Source organism: Pseudomonas sp. TWR3-1-1, assembly GCF_049896545.1.
GTDB classification, from domain to species: domain Bacteria; phylum Pseudomonadota; class Gammaproteobacteria; order Pseudomonadales; family Pseudomonadaceae; genus Aquipseudomonas; species Aquipseudomonas weihenstephanensis.
This window is the reverse complement of record NZ_JAFCUO010000011.1, coordinates 99,869-116,842: the sequence shown is the minus strand read 5'-3', so window position 1 is coordinate 116,842 and position 16,974 is coordinate 99,869. Positions and strand designations below refer to the sequence as shown.

The window sequence follows — 16,974 nt, the reverse complement described above, 5'->3', positions numbered from 1 at the left end:
TGATACTTTGAAAGTTACTATTTTCGGCACGGGGTATGTAGGTTTGGTCACCGGTACCTGCCTGGCAGATATTGGGCACCATGTGACATGCGTCGATATTGATGAAGTAAAAATCAATAACCTGAAGAAGGGTATTATCCCCATCTATGAGCCTGGTTTGGAGGCGATGGTTGTTCAGAATTACACAGCGGGTCGCCTCAACTTCACGACCGATGCGCGCGAAGCGATTGAATTCGCCGAAATTCAAATTATTGCTGTCGGCACTCCTCCGGACGAAGACGGTTCGGCAGATTTGAAATACGTTCTCGCGGTGGCCAAATCCATTGGTCAGCATATGAACGAACACAAAATCGTTGTTGATAAGTCCACGGTACCGGTGGGGACCGCGGATAAGGTCAAGGCTGAAATTCTGAATCAGTTGGCTGCGCGTGACCTGTCGTTGACGGTCGATGTCTGTTCCAACCCTGAGTTTCTGAAAGAGGGTGCAGCCATTGAAGACTTTACCAAGGGCGCGCGAATCGTCATTGGTACGGATTCTGACTACGTAAAAACCCGTATGCGCGAGTGCTACGCCCCCTACAGTCGTAACCACGACAAGCTGATTTTCATGGATATCCGTTCTGCTGAGCTGACCAAGTACGCAGCCAACGCCATGCTGGCAACTAAAATCAGCTTCATGAACGAAGTAGCTAACCTGGCTGAAAAGCTGGGTGCGGACATCGAAAGCGTTCGTATAGGCATTGGCTCCGACCCGCGCATTGGTTATCAGTTCATCTACCCGGGTTGTGGTTATGGCGGCTCTTGCTTCCCGAAAGATGTACAAGCCCTTGCGCGAACGGCGTTGGAAGTGGGTTATGTGCCGGAGTTGATTCAGTCAGTAGAGAAAGTTAATAACCGTCAGAAAAAAGTACTGTTCCAGAAACTGTCTGATGCTTTTGGCGGTCGTTTGGAAGGCAAAACCATTGCGGTTTGGGGCCTGTCTTTTAAACCTAATACTGACGACATGCGCGACGCGCCAAGCCGTACGCTGATGGAAGCCATCTGGGCGGCTGGCGGTAAGGTTAAGGCGTATGACCCTAAAGCCATGGAAGAATGCCACCGTATCTACAAGGATCAAGCAGGCCTGACGCTGTGTGCGACCAGTGATGAAGCATTGGCCTCCAGTGATGCCTTGGTTATTTGCACTGAATGGAAAGCATTCAGAGCCGTAGACCCTGCCTGGCTGGCGTCTAACCTGGCAGAGCGCATTGTGATTGACGGCCGTAATTTGTTTGAACCCGAAGCCATGTCCAAAGCGGGCATTGCTTACTCTTCCATTGGCCGCAATAGCACCGTTTAATGTGCGCGATCTGAGTGCAGTTCTGCAGGCGCTTTGATTTGCGGCCCCTGTGATGGATGGCAACTGTGTGTTGAGTCGCTCTGACGGCGGCTTGACACGCAACACAGTTGCAATCTGGACGCTTGGCTGGTTCGCACACCCGCAGGGCTTGAATCGCAGGCCTGTCTAGAGGTTTTGATGGATATTTCTTTATTTTTTATCGCCGTTGTATTGGGTTCTGCGTTGATGACTTGGGTGCTGCGTCAATATGCGCTGCGCCGCAACATCATCGATATTCCTAATGCGCGAAGCTCACATGTGATTCCGACCCCGCGAGGGGGAGGTGTTGCCATTGTGGTCATTTATTTATTGGCTATTGTTTTGCTCTATGTCGACGGTGCTATTGATCAAGCCGCGGCAGTGTCCATTCTTGGGGCCGGAGCGTTAGTCGCAGTTATTGGCTTCATGGACGATCATGGCCATATTGCCGCGCGTTGGCGTCTGCTGGGGCACTTCAGTGCTGCATTGTGGGCGCTCTTTTGGGTTGGGGGGCTGCCTTCTATAGAGGTGTTTGGCTGGACCATAAACTTAAGTTGGGCGGGGTATGTGCTCGGGGCTTTCTATTTAGTCTGGATGCTCAATCTTTATAACTTCATGGACGGTATCGACGGTCTTGCCAGTATTGAGGCCATTTGCGCGTGCTTGGGGGCTGCCCTTATTTACTGGCTGGCAGGGAGTGCGGGTTATCTGCTCGTAGCGCCTCTCTTGCTGGCGGCGGCTGTGGCGGGGTTTCTTTTGTGGAACTTCCCTCCTGCGCGCATTTTCATGGGCGATGCAGGCAGTGGTTTCCTCGGTTTGATTCTCGGTGTGTTGTCGCTTCAGGCCGCCTGGGCGCAGTCTCAACTGCTTTGGGTATGGCTCATTTTGCTCGGCGTATTCATTGTCGATGCAACGTTCACACTCTTCAGGCGTCTGCTGCGTGGAGAGAAAGTCTATGAGGCGCATAGAACGCATGGTTACCAATATGCCTCGCGCTCAGCGGGTCGTCACTTGCCGGTCACCCTTACCGTTGCGGCCATCAATATTGTTTGGCTTTTCCCGATTGCCTTGGGGGTGGGTGTCTATGGTTGGAATGGTGCGCTGTGTCTAGTGCTGGCTTATGTCCCGTTGATCGCTCTGGCCTATAAATTCAAGGCCGGCACTGCTGAACCTGTGGCTTGAAAGCGGTACGTACAAGGAAATTGCGGTATTGACGCAATGAGTTAACAGTTACTCTTATCGCAATCAAGAGTTACAGAGGTGTTAGAAGGCGTTATGGATAGAATCAGATCGTATTTGCTCAACCTCTCACGCTGGCACAAACGCGTTTTGCAGGTATTCACAGATGTTTTATTAGTCTGGCTCGCGCTGTGGCTTGCTTTTGTCGTGCGCCTTGGCGTTGACGAGATGATCAATCCGATCGTGATGCACACGTGGCTTTTTGTCTGTGCGCCGGTGATTGCGATACCTCTGTTTGTTCGTTTCGGCATGTACCGCGCGGTAATGCGTTACTTCGGAAATGATGCGTTGATCGCCATTATCAAAGCCGTCAGCCTTTCATCGCTGATTTTGGCCGTGGTCGTGTACTGGTACAGCAACCATCAAAATGTGGTGCCGCGTTCGATCATCTTCAACTACTGGTGGCTGAGCCTGATCATGTTGGGCGGGCTGCGCCTGGGTATGCGTCAATACTTTCTCGGGGACTGGTTCGCAGCGGCACAACATGTGCCTTTTACCAATCGCGATGACGGATTGCCCCGGGTTGTGATTTATGGTGCAGGCGCGGCGGGCAATCAATTGGTTGCGGCATTGCGGATGGGGCGAGTCATGCGCCCTGTGGCTTTTATTGATGATGATGAAAGCATCGCAGACCGAGTGATCTCTGGTTTGCAGGTTTACCGGGCTAAAAACATACAGCAAATGATCGACCGAACGGGGGCTCAGGAGTTGCTGCTGGCCATACCGTCTTCTTCGCGCGGGCGTCGTCGAGAAATCCTCGGGTTGCTGGAAGGCTTTCCTCTGCACGTGAGAAGTGTTCCGGGTTTCATGGACCTGGCCAGTGGCCGGGTCAAAGTAGATGACATCCAGGAGGTCGACATTGCTGACTTGCTGGGTCGTGATGCTGTGCCTGCCCAAGGTGAACTTCTTGAGCATTGCATCAAGGGGCAAAGTGTTCTGGTGACCGGTGCCGGCGGCTCGATTGGTTCTGAACTGTGTCGCCAGATTCTTGCACTACGTCCAACCACGTTGCTGTTGTTTGAGCACAGTGAATTCAACCTTTACAGCATTCTTTCGGAACTTGAACAGCGTGTAACCCGCGAGTCTTTGTCGGTGAGGGTCTTGCCTATTTTGGGGTCCGTGCGCAACCCGCAAAAATTGCTGGATGTGATGCAAACCTGGCGAGTTGATACGGTGTATCACGCCGCTGCCTACAAGCATGTACCGATGGTTGAGCACAACATTGCCGAAGGCGTGCTGAATAATGTCATCGGTACGCTCAATACCGCTCAGGCGGCGTTGCAGGCAGGCGTTGCGAACTTTGTGTTGATCTCGACCGACAAGGCTGTACGGCCCACCAATGTTATGGGTAGCACCAAACGTCTGGCAGAAATGACGTTGCAGGCGCTCAGTCGCGAATTGGCCCCAGTACTGTTCGGCGATAAAGCGAATGTATCTCGGGTTAATAAAACCCGCTTTACCATGGTGCGCTTCGGCAATGTATTAGGGTCTTCGGGCTCAGTTATTCCGCTGTTTCACAAGCAGATCAAAGCGGGCGGTCCGTTAACCGTGACGCATCCGAAAATCACGCGCTACTTCATGACGATCCCGGAAGCGGCGCAACTGGTTATCCAAGCGGGCTCAATGGGCCTGGGCGGCGATGTGTTTGTGTTGGACATGGGGGAGCCGGTGCGCATCGTTGAATTGGCTGAGAAGATGATCCATCTTTCCGGTCTTAGCGTACGTTCCGACAAGAATCTGCACGGCGATATCGAGATTGAATTCACGGGGCTGCGTCCTGGTGAAAAGCTCTACGAAGAGTTATTGATTGGTGACAACGTTGTGGCCACCCAGCATCCGATGATCATGAGCGCCACCGAAGATCTACTTTCGTGGGATGAGCTTAAGCAGCGTTTGTCGCAGTTACTGCAAGCCGTTGAGCAGGATGATTATTCACGCGTGAGACAACTATTGCGCGACACCGTGAGTGGTTATGCGCCGGACGGTGAAATTGTGGACTGGATCTATCAGCAGCGCCGTTTAGAACCCTGATCGGTGTGAGCTATGTATTACGCAAGGAATTTGAAGTGCTGACATTGGTAATCCCTGTCTATTGCAACGAAAGCAATTTACCCAGTTTGCTACCTGCCATCTCCTCTATGAGTGAGCAACTCAATGATGCGCTGGAGGTTGTTTTCGTTGTGGATGGCAGCCCGGATCGTTGTTATGAAATATTGCGCGACACGCTTTCCACGCAACGTTTTGGTTCGCAACTGATTTTATTGTCGAAAAACTTCGGATCGTTCATGGCCATCCGAACCGGCTTGCAATACGGCACGGGTAGTCGATTTGCAGTGATGGCTGCGGACCTCCAGGAACCGCCGGAACTGGTGATAGAAATGAATCGCCTGTTGCTCAATGATCAAGCCGACGTGGTGGTGGGGGTACGCGAAAACAGGAATGATCCGTGGCTGAGCAAGTTATCGTCTTCACTGTTTTGGGGGGCTTACCGACGCTTTGTTGTCCCGGAAATCCCACCCGGCGGGGTTGATATGTTCGCCTGCAACAAAGCGTTTCGTGACACGCTTTTGACACTGGATGAGCGACACAGTTCATTGATTGCCCAGATTTTTTGGTTGGGGTTCCGCCGAGAACAAGTCACTTACACACGACAGACACGTGAGCATGGCAAGTCAGCATGGACATTACGCAAGAAAGTTAATTATTTGATGGACAGCGTATTCTCATTCACCGACTTGCCGATTCGTTGGTTGACGAGAGCAGGCGCTGTGGGGGCAGGAGTGGCAGCGCTGTTTGGGCTGTTGACGCTAATTGCCAAGCTGCATGGCGCAATTGAAGTGCCCGGCTATGCAATGATCATGATCACGCTGACGTTTTTGGGATGCCTCAACCTGTTGGGGATGGGAATTGTAGGTTCGTACGCCTGGCGAACTTATGAAAACACCAAGAATCGTCCACTTGCGATTCCGATGTGCAGCTCTGTCTACGCGGGTGCAAAAGCGGGTGAAGCCGTTTCGGTAATAGAAACATAAGTGTTTAAGGCGAAGCGTTGAATGTTCAAGCATAGATTTGTCCGTTTTCTGGTATCGGGCGGTATGGGAACACTGCTCTCATACGGTATTTACCTTGCCTTATTGCAAGTGCTTGATTTCAGGCTGAGTTATACCGTCTCCTATGTATTTGGGATCATTTTCGCCTACGTCATGGGGCGTTTTTTTGTGTTTAAGGCAACCCAAGGGGCAGCATCAATCCTGCTGTTCCCACTTGTGTATGCCGCGCAGTATGTGTTGGGCGTGTGTGTGGTATGGGGCAGTGTCGAATACCTCGGCATGCCTCAATGGATAGCGCCGTTAATTGCTGTTGCCGTGACTATTCCCTGTACCTATTTTCTGTCGAAGTATTTATTCGTTGGACGGTTTTGACGTGAGTAAAGAAAGTTTTTTTGCACATCGCTACACCACTCAATCTATGATTGTGCTGTTCGCTATTCTGCTGTTTGTTGTGGTGTATTGGGTGTGCGGTACTATTGCGGTCAATGCAGGGACGGGATGGGATGGTTCGATCTATTTGAACTATATTGAGCGGCTTGCCCGAGGGGAGGCCATTCATGGCGATCCGTATCGTTTAATGCGGATGCCAGGCTTTGGTCCTTTGATTGGCGGTGCCGCACTCGGGTTGTCGCCAACGTACTTCTTGACCTTTCAAATGTTGGTGAATGGGTTCGTTGTTTCCATGGGGCTGGCTTTGTTTTATTCAGCCTTGATGAATATAGGGTGCGAACGAAAGTCGGCGTTAATGTCGACAGCTTTGCTGATGTTGACCTGGCCCGTATTGGTCATGCCGGTGTATTACCCAATTCTCAGTGATCACGCTGCAATTGCGTTGAGTTGTACAGCACTTTGGCTGTGGTCAAAGTCTCTTCGGGTGTGGCTGTCAGGTCTGTGTGTGCTGAGTGTCTGGGTACTGCCCGGGTTGTTTTTATTGCCTCTTGTATTACTGTGCTTCCCTTTTCAGCACGCCAGCAAGGATGAAGGTTGTCAGTCAGCCAAGGTGTTGTCAGTTCGTATATTTGCAGTCTCCGGGGTCATTGCTGCTGCGTTGTTGTTAAAACACTTACTGCGCTTTTCTGTTGAGAAAATTGCTGTTCATGCCGTAGATAAAAATGGTCAAACAGCGCTGACTGAATGGCTACCACTGACGTATGTCGCCGCTATTTTATGCGTTTTGTATGTCGCCTGGATCTACTCAAGGATGATCGTCGACCGTTCTGTCTGGTCGGCATTGAACATAAAGTGGTTGTGCGTGAGTCTTGTGGTGCTTGCCAGTACCTTTGTGTGGGTGTACTTAAGTTTTGATTGGTCTGTAGGGTTCGCAGGCCCGCCGTTGACCAAGTTCATGACATTTCAATCACTAGCGGCGCCGTTTAAACCGCTGGTTGCACACTTTTATGCGTTCGGCCCGGTGATTGTGTTGTCCCTGTGGAGCCTTTATCGCTGGAGTATCAAGCGCGAGCGTAATGTGCCCCGGGCACTGATTGTCGTACTGGCTGCTTATTTACCCTTTCTGTTGTTCGGCTCGGAAAGCAGGCAATGGATAGGGGTGCTGCCAGTCAGTGCAGCTATCTTCGCCATGTCAGGTTTTTCGTTTGGCCTGCGGATATGGAGTGTTATTTATGCGGCTTTGCTCATCACGCCATTAATGTTTCTTCAGTCAAACAATGCCCAGGCTCTTGCACAAGGGTTGAGTTATCAAAGTGGTGAGTGGCAATATTATTTCGGCCGACAAGGGCCCTGGATGTCGGCGAGCATGTATTTATCTGTAGCGGCACTGCTTCTAGTCTTTGTCCTCGTGGCGATGTTGATCCAACGCTTTAGCAAGCAGGCCGTGAAGTAAGTTGTGAAACGCTAAATTAAAATAATGAAATGGCTGAGCAGTAGGGGCAGGGCATGACAGGTGTTTGCATTGAAGATGGGCGAGAGCGAGCAGTTGGCGAGTCCGAAAAAATTAACTGTGTGCGGAATAAAAAGTGATAAATAATATTCAGTTTTTACGGTTTGTAGCAGCGTCGCTGGTAATATTTGCTCACGCACCTCTCAATGCCTTTGGTGTGTCATCACACACCATTCATCTGGGTGGTTTTGGTGTGGATATATTTTTCATTATCAGTGGATTCATTATTCCTTACATCTTGTTTGGTGCTTCTCATAACGTAAGTCAACTCCCGAAAATGGGAGGTGTCAGTTTCTTTATTCGTCGAATAGTTCGTATCTGGCCCTTGTATTTCGTGGCGACCGCCTTTGTTATTTTGACTGCCCTGATCGTGCGCTATTCAGGGTTAACCCCAAACTTTGAAGTGAACAATGTCTATGGGTTGGCTAAGTTGGACTGGACGTTGTTGTTTGAGTCTTTAACCTTCACTCATGCCGTTGTAGCGCCCACGCTGAATGTCGGCTGGACACTGCAACTTGAATTTTTGTTTTACACCGCCGTGGCTATTATGCTTCTGCTCGGTGCTAAAAGTTTTTTTCATGTGGCCATCTCCTATGCACTGTTATTGCTGGGTTCTGCACTGTTGCTTGGCTCTGCGGGGGCCACGTTTGCAAGCTATTTTCCGCCGTTAAAGCTATTGGCCACACCCATGATGATCGAGTTTTTGTTCGGTCTTATCCTTTATGGGTGCTACCTCAATGGCTATTTTTTGAATAAGTGGTTGTCGGCAGCATTGATGCTGTTGATTGTCCCAGTGTTTTACTACACAGAGCTTCATGCGCTGATGTCCAGTGTTGGGGGCGCCTATAACCGGGTGTTGGTCTGGGGTACGTTTGCATTTTTCATCGTATGGGCAGCGATAAGCCTGGAGCCCCACTACTCAATGCCAAAGGTTTTCAGTGTGCTGGGTGATGCGTCGTACAGCCTCTATTTAACTCATTGGTTAGTCCTTCCCTGGATCACCTTTGTGATCGATCGATACACGTTGTATCCGAAAATTGGCTTGTTAGGCTTGCTGGTTATAAGCTTTTTCGTCTGTCAGTTTGTGGCGTTGCTCACTCACTTCTTTGTTGAAAAACCACTCAATGAAAAAGTGCGCAAGGTTGTATTTTTGAGGGGTGTAAATCGTACAGGTGTTCAGCCAGCCACTGTGGTTTGAAAGAGGGACGGCCATTGTTAACCGCGTGTGAGAACACGGGTAAATATGAGCCTGTTTCGTATCTCTAATCACAGTTTTCCGGCATGTTTCGCACCTGCTTCATCGGTTTCGCAGTGCGCTCGTCAGGCTCAATACACATGCTGCAATTGCTTGATTTTTGACTCTTTCTCGACATCGTCTAGGTTTGGCATACAGCTCAGGAAAGCTGTTTCCATTTAACGATGTCTTGGAGTGTCACTCATGCGTATTGCACTTGTTCCTTTGTTCGTCATGGCCATGTTGTCGGGTATTTCGGGGTTGGCGGGTGCCAATACGCCAGTCACACCGCCCGCCGCAGTCGTTACACCCGCTCAAGTGGCACCTGATGTTCAAGTGATGACCATTAATTTGAATACGGCAGACGAAGCGACCTTGCAGCGTGAGCTGTCGGGTGTTGGCGCCGCTAAAGCCAGAGCCATCGTGGCCTACCGGCAAGCGAATGGTGATTTTGCTTCTGCGGACGAGTTGCTGGAGGTCAAGGGAATAGGCAAGGCGATCTACGAGAAGAACCGTGACAAGGTTGCGGTTAACTAAGCCCTATCGATGTATGACAGAAGGCCAGCCTGTGACTGGCCTTTTTGCTTTTTGTTGTTTAAGCCTGCGCAGCAGGACCTTTCAACGCTTTACGCGTTACATCCAGAATCTTCTCTTTCAAGTCGTCGTTCTCGGCGCCCCGGGAGAGAACCAGCGCACCCACTAGGGTGGCAAACAGCACAATGCTTTGATCTTCGGCGTCAGGGCCGGTCAATACATCCTGGATTTGCTTGAGCCGGGCATTGATGACGTAGTCGGTGGTCGCGCTAGGGTTGCCGTTCTGGGCCATTTCGATGGACATGGTTGGCAGCGGGCAGCCCTCGTGGGGGGAGGTGAGGTGCCATTCGGAGAGGTAAGTGTCGATAAAGGTATGCAGCGGGTCCGTGGTGTTGAACAGCTTGTTACAGCGACCATCCACCTCGGAGGCAGCGTGCTGGAGGGCTTTTTCGACCAGCTCGTCTTTGGAGGAGAAGTGCGCATAAAAGCCGCCATGAGTCAGGCCCAATGCTTTCATAAGAGGCTGTAACCCCGTTGCGCCGATGCCGTCTCGTCGAAAACGTATAGAGGCTTCTTCGATAATGCGCTGATGGGTGTGGGCCTTATGGTCTTGGGAATACCTCATGGCGTGCGTCCTTGATTTCAATCAGCCATCATATGCCTGTGTTTCCGCAGGTTGTATGGGCGATTTTATGTAAAGACGTGTAGGCGTTTGGCTATGAACACGTTTAAAACTGTCCGTCACTCAGCGTTTAATTGTCTTTTGATTCCTTGGCGTCCATCTCTGCGTTGCGTTCGGCAACGCGTTTACGCTGTTCATCAGTGAGTTCGACTTTGTTGGCGGTGTCACGCAGGGTCATCAGCCCGCCTACGATGGCACCAATAGCAACGATCAGAATTAACCAGGCATACCAGGGCATAAATCTCTCCTTGAATGGGCGCGCTGCCGAGCAAGAGGTTGCTCATTGCCTCGCCATTGATAGATGTGAGTGCAGTCAGGCGTCAGTGGTTCAATTGTAGGCCGCTTATCCCGCCATGCCCTTTAATTGTTGGACGATGACTAAAATCGCGAATTTACGATCATCGGGTGCCGGTAAGCGGCTGGTTCCGCTACAATGCGCGCCGATTTCGACCTGCCTGAGAACCCGCTAATGTCCGACTGCCAGACTCCTATTATCGTCGCCCTGGATTTCCCAACGCGTGACGCCGCATTGAAACTGGCTGATCAGTTGGACCCCAAGCTGTGCCGCGTCAAAGTGGGCAAAGAATTGTTCACCAGTTGCGCCTCTGAAATTGTCGGTACATTGCGAGACAAGGGCTTCGAGGTATTTCTGGACCTCAAATTCCATGACATCCCAAACACCACTGCGATGGCGGTTAAAGCTGCTGCTGAAATGGGCGTTTGGATGGTCAACGTGCATTGCTCGGGTGGCATGCGCATGATGGCTGCTTGCCGTGAGGTGCTGGACAAGCGTTCAGGTCCTCAGCCGTTGCTGATTGGGGTCACGGTGTTGACCAGCATGGAGCGTGAAGACCTCGCGGGCATCGGCCTGGATATCGAGCCGCAAGAGCAAGTGCTGCGTCTGGCAGCTCTGGCACAAAAAGCCGGTATGGACGGTCTGGTGTGCTCGGCGCTCGAAGCGCAAGCGCTGAAGGCAGCTCACCCGTCATTGCAGTTGGTGACGCCAGGTATTCGGCCTGCGGGCAGTGCGCTGGACGACCAGCGCCGCATCTTGACGCCACGTCAGGCGCTGGATGCCGGTTCTGACTATTTGGTGATCGGCCGTCCGATCAGCCAGGCCGCAGATCCGGCCAAGGCATTGGCGGCGGTGGTCGCCGAGTTGGCGTAAACCCGCTTTGGGGCAGCGGTGTAGTCGGGTGTGACAACTATACCGCTGTACTCGGGTTGAGCCGTGCTGAGCACTGGACCGCAGCCTCGTACCTCGTCAACTCTCAGAGCACGAGGTTGCGTGTCAGACCTTCAATATGAGCTTGCCGAAGTTTTCGCCGTTAAACAGCTTCATCAGCATTTCAGGGAAGGTTTGCAGTCCCTCGACAATGTCTTCTCTGCTTTTGAGTTGGCCTTTGGCTAACCATCCCGCCATTTCTTGCCCGGCTGCACCATAGCGATCGGCATAGTCCATCACCACAAAGCCCTCCATGCGTGCGCGATTGACCAACAGCGACAAGTAGTTCGAAGGCCCTTTTACGGCCTCCTTGTTGTTGTATTGGCTGATGGCACCACAGATAACGACGCGAGCCTTGAAGCTCAAACGGCTGAGTACGGCATCCAGAATGTCGCCGCCTACGTTGTCGAAATACACATCGACGCCTTTAGGGCATTCACGTTTCAGACCTGCGAGCACGTCTTCGTTTTTGTAGTCGATAACCCCGTCAAACCCCAACTCGTCAATCAAGTAGCTGCATTTCTCTTTGCCGCCAGCGATGCCTACTACACGGCAGCCTTTGAGTTTGGCGATTTGCCCGGCAATGCTGCCCACGGCACCCGCAGCGCCAGAGATCACCACCGTGTCGCCTTCTTTGGGGGTGCCGACTTCCAGCAGGGCAAAGTAGGCGGTCATGCCGGTCATGCCCAGCGCGGACAAATACACGGGCAGTGGCACCAGAGTCGGGTCGATTTTGTAGAAGCCTCGAGGTGCGCCCAGAAAATAATCCTGCACGCCCAGCGCGCCATTGACGTAGTCACCTACGCTGAAATCGGGGTGTGAGGAGGCAATCACCTTGCCCACGCCCAACGCACGCATGACCTCGCCCAAACCGACGGGAGGAATGTACGACTTGCCTTCGTTCATCCAGCCGCGCATGGCGGGGTCAAGGGACAAATACTCGTTTTTGACCAGGATATGGCCTTCGACGGGCTGGCCCACGGGGATTTCTTGATAGGTAAACGTGTCGCGAGTTGCTGCACCGACGGGGCGTTTAGCAAGCAGGAATTGGCGATTGGTCAGGTCAGTCATGGCAAGGAGTCTTCAAAAAGGCAAAGGCTGTTGATAGACGCTCTTGGCTTTGACCGCAAGTAAATGCGTGATGACGAATGTTTTTTTATCAGTTTGGATGATGTTGCTGGGCAGGGTTTTATCACTGCGATAAATACTTCTCGGGCTGTCGATGCGCAGCGCACTTCGATAAGGATAAAAATAATGAGCATGACATTTGCGGGCCGCGTAGCGGTCGTGACGGGTGCAGGGGCGGGCATCGGCAAAGCGACAGCCCTGGCATTTGCCGCTGAAGGGTTATGTGTAGTGGCCGCCGATGTAGACGTTCATGGTGGGCAAGAGACGGTCAGGCAGATCCAGGCCGCTGGCGGCATCGCCCTGTTTGTGCGCTGTAATGTGACCCTTGAAGCGGATGTCAAACAGTTGATGGAGCAAACCGTTAACACCTACGGGCGTTTGGATTATGCGTTCAATAATGCGGGCATCGAAATTGAGCAGGGCCGTTTGGCTGACGGCACGCAGGACGAGTTCGACGCGATCATGGGGGTTAATGTCAAAGGCGTGTGGCTGTGCATGAAGTACCAGTTGCCCTTGATGGTGGCGCAGGGCGGCGGCGTCATTGTCAACACCGCGTCAGTGGCCGGTTTGGGCGCGGCACCGAAAATGAGTATTTATTCGGCATCCAAACATGCGGTGATAGGCCTGACCAAGTCGGCGGCGATTGAGTACGCGAAAAAAAGCATCCGGGTGAATGCCATCTGCCCTGGGGTGATCGATACCGACATGTTTCGCCGTGCCGGCGAAGCAGATCCGCGCAAGGCGCAGTATGCAGCGGCCGTGCATCCGATGGGGCGCATTGGCACTGCCGAGGAAGTGGCCAGTGCCGTGTTGTATCTGTGCTCTGACGGTGCGGCCTTTACCACGGGCCATGCACTGGCGGTGGATGGCGGAGCACTGGCGATCTGATAACCCGCTGCAGGCTCAAGCACGCTTGCGCCTGCACGCGTGTGGCTTATCGGGTTTTCCAGCTCAGGATCATCAGCGTCAAAACCCCTGCGACAATCCCCCAAAACGCTGAACCCACCGAGAACAGGGTCATGCCCGAGGCGGTGACCATAAATGTGACCAGTGCGGCTTCACGCTCTTTGGATTCGTTCATGGCGATGGTCAGGCCGTTCATGATTGAACCGAACAATGCCAGAGCGGCAATCGACAGCACCAACTCTTTTGGAAACGCCGCAAACAGCCCGGCCAGCGTTGCGCCGAAAATACCGGCAATGCCGTAGAAGATTCCGCACCACACGGCGGCGGTATAGCGCTTTTTGGGGTCTTCGTGGGCGTGCGGACCGGTGCAGATGGCGGCGCTGATGGCCGCGAGGTTGATGCCATGTGAGCCGAAGGGCGCCAACAGTAATGAAGCGATACCGGTCGTGGTAATCAGCGGCGACGCGGGCACGGTGTAGCCGTCTGCGCGCAGTACGGCAACGCCGGGCATGTTTTGCGAGGTCATGGCCACAACAAACAGCGGGATGCCGATACTGATCGTCGCGGCCAGTGAAAAGGACGGCGTGGTCCACTCGGGGATCGCCACTTCGAGGGCGAAATCCTTGAAGTCCAACAGCCCCAGTAACCCGCAGATCAACGTGCCCACCAGTAATGACCCCAGCACGGCATAGCGGGGGGACAGGCGCTTGACGATCAGGTAGGTGATAAACATCCCCAGTACCAGTGCGGTCTGGTGCTGGGCCGCGACGAATATTTCGCTGCAAATTTTAAACAGGATGCCCGCCAGCAGCGCCGAGGCGAGTGATGCAGGAATGCGTTTGACCAGGCGGTCGAAGCTGCCAGTCACGCCACAAATAATCACCAGCACGGCACAGGTGATATAGCCACCGATCGCGTCGGGGTAGCTGACGCCGCCCAAACTGGTAATCAGCAACGCAGCACCTGGCGTCGACCAGGCGATGGTGATCGGGGTGCGATAACGCAGTGACAAACCAATGCTGCAAATGGCCATGCCGATGGACAACGCCCAGATCCAGGACGATATTTGCCCGCTGGTCAGGCCCGCCGCCTGGCCTGCCTGAAACATCAGCACCAGGGTACTGGTGTAGCCGGTCATCATCGCAATAAAACCTGCGACCACGGCCGAAGGGGAGCTGTCTGCCAATGGCCGTAAGCGCGTATGAGTGGCATCCGTCATGAAGCTATATTCCTTGTTCTTTAAATAAGGGTGGTGCAGGGCGCCAGCCTAAACGCAAAGGTTACATGTCATTGCAATACAGCCGTGGCAGCAAAGAGCCGTACAGTCGTACTGGCAATCTGGGTTGTGTACAATGCGCGCTGTTTTTAAGTATTAATTCATTACCAGCGGCGCCCGTTTACGTACTAACGTAAAACCTCATCCGCCGCCGCTATCCCACACGAGACCTCATGAACGAACAGTTGCAGCCCCTCAAGAAACCCACCCGGGCAGGTAAGGCCGGTCGCACCGGAACTCAGGACGATATCGTTTACGCGCATATTTTTGAGGCCATTCTCGAACAGCGATTGGCGCCGGGCACCAAGCTGAGCGAAGAAGCGCTGGGTGAGATTTTTGGAGTGAGCCGCACCATTATTCGTCGCGCGCTGTCGCGTCTGGCCCATGAAGGGGTGGTGTTACTGCGCCCCAATCGCGGTGCAGTGGTGGCCAGCCCGAGCATTGAAGAAGCGCGTCAGGTGTTTTTTGCGCGGCGTCTGGTTGAAAAGGCCATTACCGAACTGGCTGTTGTACATGCCACTGCCGAGGACCTCGCCGATTTGCGCAAAATGGTGCAAGACGAGCGTGACAGTTTCTCGCGGGGTGATCGCGGTGCAGGTATTCGCTTGTCTGGCGAGTTTCACCTCAAGTTGGCAGAAGCGGCGAAGAACACTCCGCTGATCAGCTTTCAGCGCAGCCTGGTGTCGCAAACCTCGTTGATCATTGCCCAGTATGAAAGCGGCAACCGCTCGCATTGCTCTTACGATGAGCACATGCAGTTGATTGATGCCATTGAGGCGCGCAATGCCGAGCTGGCGGTGAGCCTGATGATGCACCACATGGATCACATCGACAGCAAGCTCAACCTCGACGAAGAGAGCGCCTCGGACGACTTGCACGCGGTCTTTTCGCATTTGCTGCAAACCAAGGGCAAGCCCTCACGGCCGTCGGTGAAGCTTTGATTTGCAGTCGCTGCTTTGGGCAGCGACTGCATTCAGGCATCGAGCGTGTAAACCCGTAGGCGTTGACGAGTAACACGAGGCCGCGACCGGGCGCGCAGCGGTCGAAAAAACCATTCAACGCGGTGGCGCAGATCCACCACCGTTCGAACGTCGCCTTCGGCAACTGCTACGCCAACCCCGGCCATTGTCTGTAGCGTGTTCGCTCAGCGCTGGTGCACCAGGTTGCCGGCCGCAAAGGTCTGTTGCACGGTGCGGTCGTCGCCCAGCGTCATCAGGACGAACAGCGTTTCAGCGATGTTTTTTGATTGCTTGAGGCGATAGCTCAGCAGCGGAGTCGCGTTGTAGTCCAGCACCAAAAAGTCTGCATCAGTGCCCGGTTGCAGGGTGCCAATGCGGTCTTCCAGGCGCAGCGCGCGCGCGCCGCCCAATGTCGCCAAATACAACGACTTGAACGGGTTAAGGCGCAGCCCTTGCAGTTGCATGACTTTGTAGGCTTCGTTCAGGGTGTTGAGCAGCGAGAAACTGGTGCCCGCGCCTACGTCGGTGCCCAGGCCGACGTTAAGTTTGTGCTTTTCGGCCATTGGCAGGTTGAACAGGCCGCTGCCCAAAAACAGGTTTGAAGTGGGGCAAAACGCAACTGCCGAGCCGGTTTCGGCCAGCCGCGCGCATTCTTCGTCACATAAATGCACGCCGTGGGCAAACACAGAGCGCTCACCCAGCAGTTGGTAGTGGTCGTACACGTCCAGATAACCTTTGCGTTCAGGGAACAGCGATTTAACCCATTCGATTTCCTGAAGGTTCTCGCTGATGTGGGTGTGCAGGTAAACGTCCGGGTATTCTGCGAGCAGTTTGCCTGCCAAAGTCAGTTGTTGCGGGGTGCTGGTCGGGGCGAAGCGCGGGGTGACGGCGTAATGCAGACGGCCCTTGCCGTGCCAGCGTTCGATCAGCTCCTTGCTCTGGGCGTAGCCGGTTTCTGCGGTGTCTGTCAGATAGTCCGGCGCATTGCGGTCCATCATCACTTTGCCCGCGATCAGGCGCAGGTCCAGACGCTGTGCGGCTTCAAACAGTGCGTCAACGGATTGCGGGTGCACGCTGCCAAACACCAGTGCGGTGGTGGTGCCATTACGCAACAGCTCTTTGAGGAACACGTCCGCCACTTCTTGCGCGTGGGCTTTGTCTGCGAACTGGCTTTCGCACGGGAAGGTGTAGGTGTTGAGCCAGTCGAGCAACTGTTCTCCGTAAGAACCAATCATGCCGGTTTGCGGGAAGTGGATGTGGGTGTCGATAAAGCCGGGGGTGATCAGGGCGTCGGTGTATTCAGTGACGGCCACCTCAGCCGGCAAGGTGGGCAACAACTCGCGGGCGTTGCCGACGGCTTTGATCTGGCCGTCGTCAACGATCAGCAAGCCGTCCTCAAAATATTCATAGGACGCTTCGATGCCGACCTCGGCCGGGTCGGCGATGCTGTGCAGGATGGCGGCGCGGTAGGCTTTACAAGTCAT

16 protein-coding genes are annotated in these 16,974 nt (G+C 53.5%); 11 read left to right on the top strand and 5 right to left on the bottom strand.

Features of this window, described 5'->3' with window-relative positions:
* Nucleotides 1-7: 7 nt before the first annotated feature.
* The 8 genes from ACP7A4_RS20435 to ACP7A4_RS20400 all read left to right on the top strand — a co-directional run bounded on the left by ACP7A4_RS20435 (nt 8) and on the right by ACP7A4_RS20400 (nt 9,317).
* Complete coding sequence (locus tag ACP7A4_RS20435) at nt 8-1,339, top strand: UDP-glucose dehydrogenase family protein (protein WP_048365601.1); 1,332 nt, start codon at nt 8-10, stop codon at nt 1,337-1,339.
* Between the two features lie 177 nt (nt 1,340-1,516).
* Nucleotides 1,517-2,539 (top strand): MraY family glycosyltransferase, encoded by a 1,023-nt coding sequence (locus ACP7A4_RS20430; protein ID WP_426248060.1) that lies wholly within the window; start codon nt 1,517-1,519, stop codon nt 2,537-2,539.
* A gap of 93 nt (nt 2,540-2,632) precedes the next feature.
* Nucleotides 2,633-4,627, top strand: coding sequence for a polysaccharide biosynthesis protein (locus ACP7A4_RS20425; protein ID WP_059764102.1), 1,995 nt, complete (start codon nt 2,633-2,635; stop codon nt 4,625-4,627).
* A gap of 35 nt (nt 4,628-4,662) precedes the next feature.
* Entirely contained in the window at nt 4,663-5,628 is a 966-nt protein-coding gene (locus tag ACP7A4_RS20420) for a glycosyltransferase family 2 protein (RefSeq protein WP_059764100.1), read from the top strand.
* A 21-nt stretch (nt 5,629-5,649) separates the two neighbouring features.
* Nucleotides 5,650-6,018, top strand: a complete 369-nt coding sequence (locus ACP7A4_RS20415) for a GtrA family protein (RefSeq protein ID WP_059764098.1) — start codon at nt 5,650-5,652, stop codon at nt 6,016-6,018.
* Nucleotide 6,019: 1 nt separating this feature from the next.
* Nucleotides 6,020-7,489 carry a hypothetical protein gene (locus ACP7A4_RS20410; RefSeq protein WP_426248059.1) on the top strand — a complete coding sequence of 490 codons (1,470 nt, stop codon included), beginning with the start codon at nt 6,020-6,022 and terminating at the stop codon, nt 7,487-7,489.
* 133 nt (nt 7,490-7,622) lie between these two features.
* The gene (locus tag ACP7A4_RS20405; RefSeq protein WP_426248058.1) at nt 7,623-8,744 is read left to right on the top strand and encodes an acyltransferase family protein; all 1,122 of its coding nucleotides are present in this window, start codon (nt 7,623-7,625) and stop codon (nt 8,742-8,744) included.
* Nucleotides 8,745-8,984: 240 nt separating this feature from the next.
* Nucleotides 8,985-9,317 carry a ComEA family DNA-binding protein gene (locus ACP7A4_RS20400; RefSeq protein WP_059764092.1) on the top strand — a complete coding sequence of 111 codons (333 nt, stop codon included), beginning with the start codon at nt 8,985-8,987 and terminating at the stop codon, nt 9,315-9,317.
* Between the two features lie 58 nt (nt 9,318-9,375).
* On the opposite strand, the gene ACP7A4_RS20395 is transcribed toward ACP7A4_RS20400, so the two are convergent.
* Both ACP7A4_RS20395 and ACP7A4_RS20390 read right to left on the bottom strand, forming a co-directional pair.
* Complete coding sequence (locus ACP7A4_RS20395) at nt 9,376-9,939, bottom strand: TetR/AcrR family transcriptional regulator (RefSeq protein WP_203302745.1); 564 nt, start codon at nt 9,937-9,939, stop codon at nt 9,376-9,378.
* Between the two features lie 127 nt (nt 9,940-10,066).
* Nucleotides 10,067-10,234 (bottom strand): DUF2897 family protein, encoded by a 168-nt coding sequence (locus ACP7A4_RS20390; protein ID WP_082149311.1) that lies wholly within the window; start codon nt 10,232-10,234, stop codon nt 10,067-10,069.
* 231 nt (nt 10,235-10,465) lie between these two features.
* On the opposite strand from ACP7A4_RS20390, the gene pyrF reads away from it, so the two are divergent.
* Nucleotides 10,466-11,164, top strand: a complete 699-nt coding sequence (gene pyrF / locus ACP7A4_RS20385; protein WP_162207811.1) for an orotidine-5'-phosphate decarboxylase — start codon at nt 10,466-10,468, stop codon at nt 11,162-11,164.
* Nucleotides 11,165-11,287: 123 nt separating this feature from the next.
* On the opposite strand, the gene ACP7A4_RS20380 is transcribed toward pyrF, so the two are convergent.
* On the bottom strand, nt 11,288-12,292 hold the full coding sequence (locus tag ACP7A4_RS20380; protein WP_426248057.1) for an NADP-dependent oxidoreductase: 1,005 nt from the start codon (nt 12,290-12,292) through the stop codon (nt 11,288-11,290).
* 183 nt (nt 12,293-12,475) lie between these two features.
* Here ACP7A4_RS20380 and ACP7A4_RS20375 point away from each other — a divergent pair, with 183 nt between their 5' ends.
* Nucleotides 12,476-13,237, top strand: a complete 762-nt coding sequence (locus ACP7A4_RS20375; protein WP_203302747.1) for an SDR family oxidoreductase — start codon at nt 12,476-12,478, stop codon at nt 13,235-13,237.
* Nucleotides 13,238-13,283: 46 nt separating this feature from the next.
* On the opposite strand, the gene ACP7A4_RS20370 is transcribed toward ACP7A4_RS20375, so the two are convergent.
* Nucleotides 13,284-14,474: a benzoate/H(+) symporter BenE family transporter gene (locus ACP7A4_RS20370; protein ID WP_203302748.1), complete on the bottom strand. Its 1,191-nt coding sequence runs from the start codon at nt 14,472-14,474 to the stop codon at nt 13,284-13,286.
* A 230-nt stretch (nt 14,475-14,704) separates the two neighbouring features.
* On the opposite strand from ACP7A4_RS20370, the gene ACP7A4_RS20365 reads away from it, so the two are divergent.
* Nucleotides 14,705-15,472: a GntR family transcriptional regulator gene (locus ACP7A4_RS20365; protein ID WP_059764082.1), complete on the top strand. Its 768-nt coding sequence runs from the start codon at nt 14,705-14,707 to the stop codon at nt 15,470-15,472.
* Between the two features lie 203 nt (nt 15,473-15,675).
* Here ACP7A4_RS20365 and guaD read toward each other — a convergent pair whose 3' ends face one another.
* Complete coding sequence (gene guaD / locus ACP7A4_RS20360) at nt 15,676-16,974, bottom strand: guanine deaminase (protein ID WP_426248085.1); 1,299 nt, start codon at nt 16,972-16,974, stop codon at nt 15,676-15,678.

What these genes read in the sequence shown, in the direction of transcription:
- ACP7A4_RS20430 (WP_426248060.1), top strand. Translation starts at nt 1,517, where the DNA reads ATGGATATTTCTTTATTTTTTATCGCCGTTGTATTGGGTTCTGCGTTG.
- ACP7A4_RS20425 (WP_059764102.1), top strand. Translation starts at nt 2,633, where the DNA reads ATGGATAGAATCAGATCGTATTTGCTCAACCTCTCACGCTGGCACAAA.
- ACP7A4_RS20415 (WP_059764098.1), top strand. Translation starts at nt 5,650, where the DNA reads ATGTTCAAGCATAGATTTGTCCGTTTTCTGGTATCGGGCGGTATGGGA.
- ACP7A4_RS20400 (WP_059764092.1), top strand. Translation starts at nt 8,985, where the DNA reads ATGCGTATTGCACTTGTTCCTTTGTTCGTCATGGCCATGTTGTCGGGT.
- ACP7A4_RS20395 (WP_203302745.1), bottom strand. Translation starts at nt 9,939, where the DNA reads ATGAGGTATTCCCAAGACCATAAGGCCCACACCCATCAGCGCATTATC.
- ACP7A4_RS20390 (WP_082149311.1), bottom strand. Translation starts at nt 10,234, where the DNA reads ATGCCCTGGTATGCCTGGTTAATTCTGATCGTTGCTATTGGTGCCATC.
- pyrF (WP_162207811.1), top strand. Translation starts at nt 10,466, where the DNA reads ATGTCCGACTGCCAGACTCCTATTATCGTCGCCCTGGATTTCCCAACG.
- ACP7A4_RS20380 (WP_426248057.1), bottom strand. Translation starts at nt 12,292, where the DNA reads ATGACTGACCTGACCAATCGCCAATTCCTGCTTGCTAAACGCCCCGTC.
- ACP7A4_RS20375 (WP_203302747.1), top strand. Translation starts at nt 12,476, where the DNA reads ATGAGCATGACATTTGCGGGCCGCGTAGCGGTCGTGACGGGTGCAGGG.
- ACP7A4_RS20370 (WP_203302748.1), bottom strand. Translation starts at nt 14,474, where the DNA reads ATGACGGATGCCACTCATACGCGCTTACGGCCATTGGCAGACAGCTCC.
- ACP7A4_RS20365 (WP_059764082.1), top strand. Translation starts at nt 14,705, where the DNA reads ATGAACGAACAGTTGCAGCCCCTCAAGAAACCCACCCGGGCAGGTAAG.
- guaD (WP_426248085.1), bottom strand. Translation starts at nt 16,974, where the DNA reads ATGACTTGTAAAGCCTACCGCGCCGCCATCCTGCACAGCATCGCCGAC.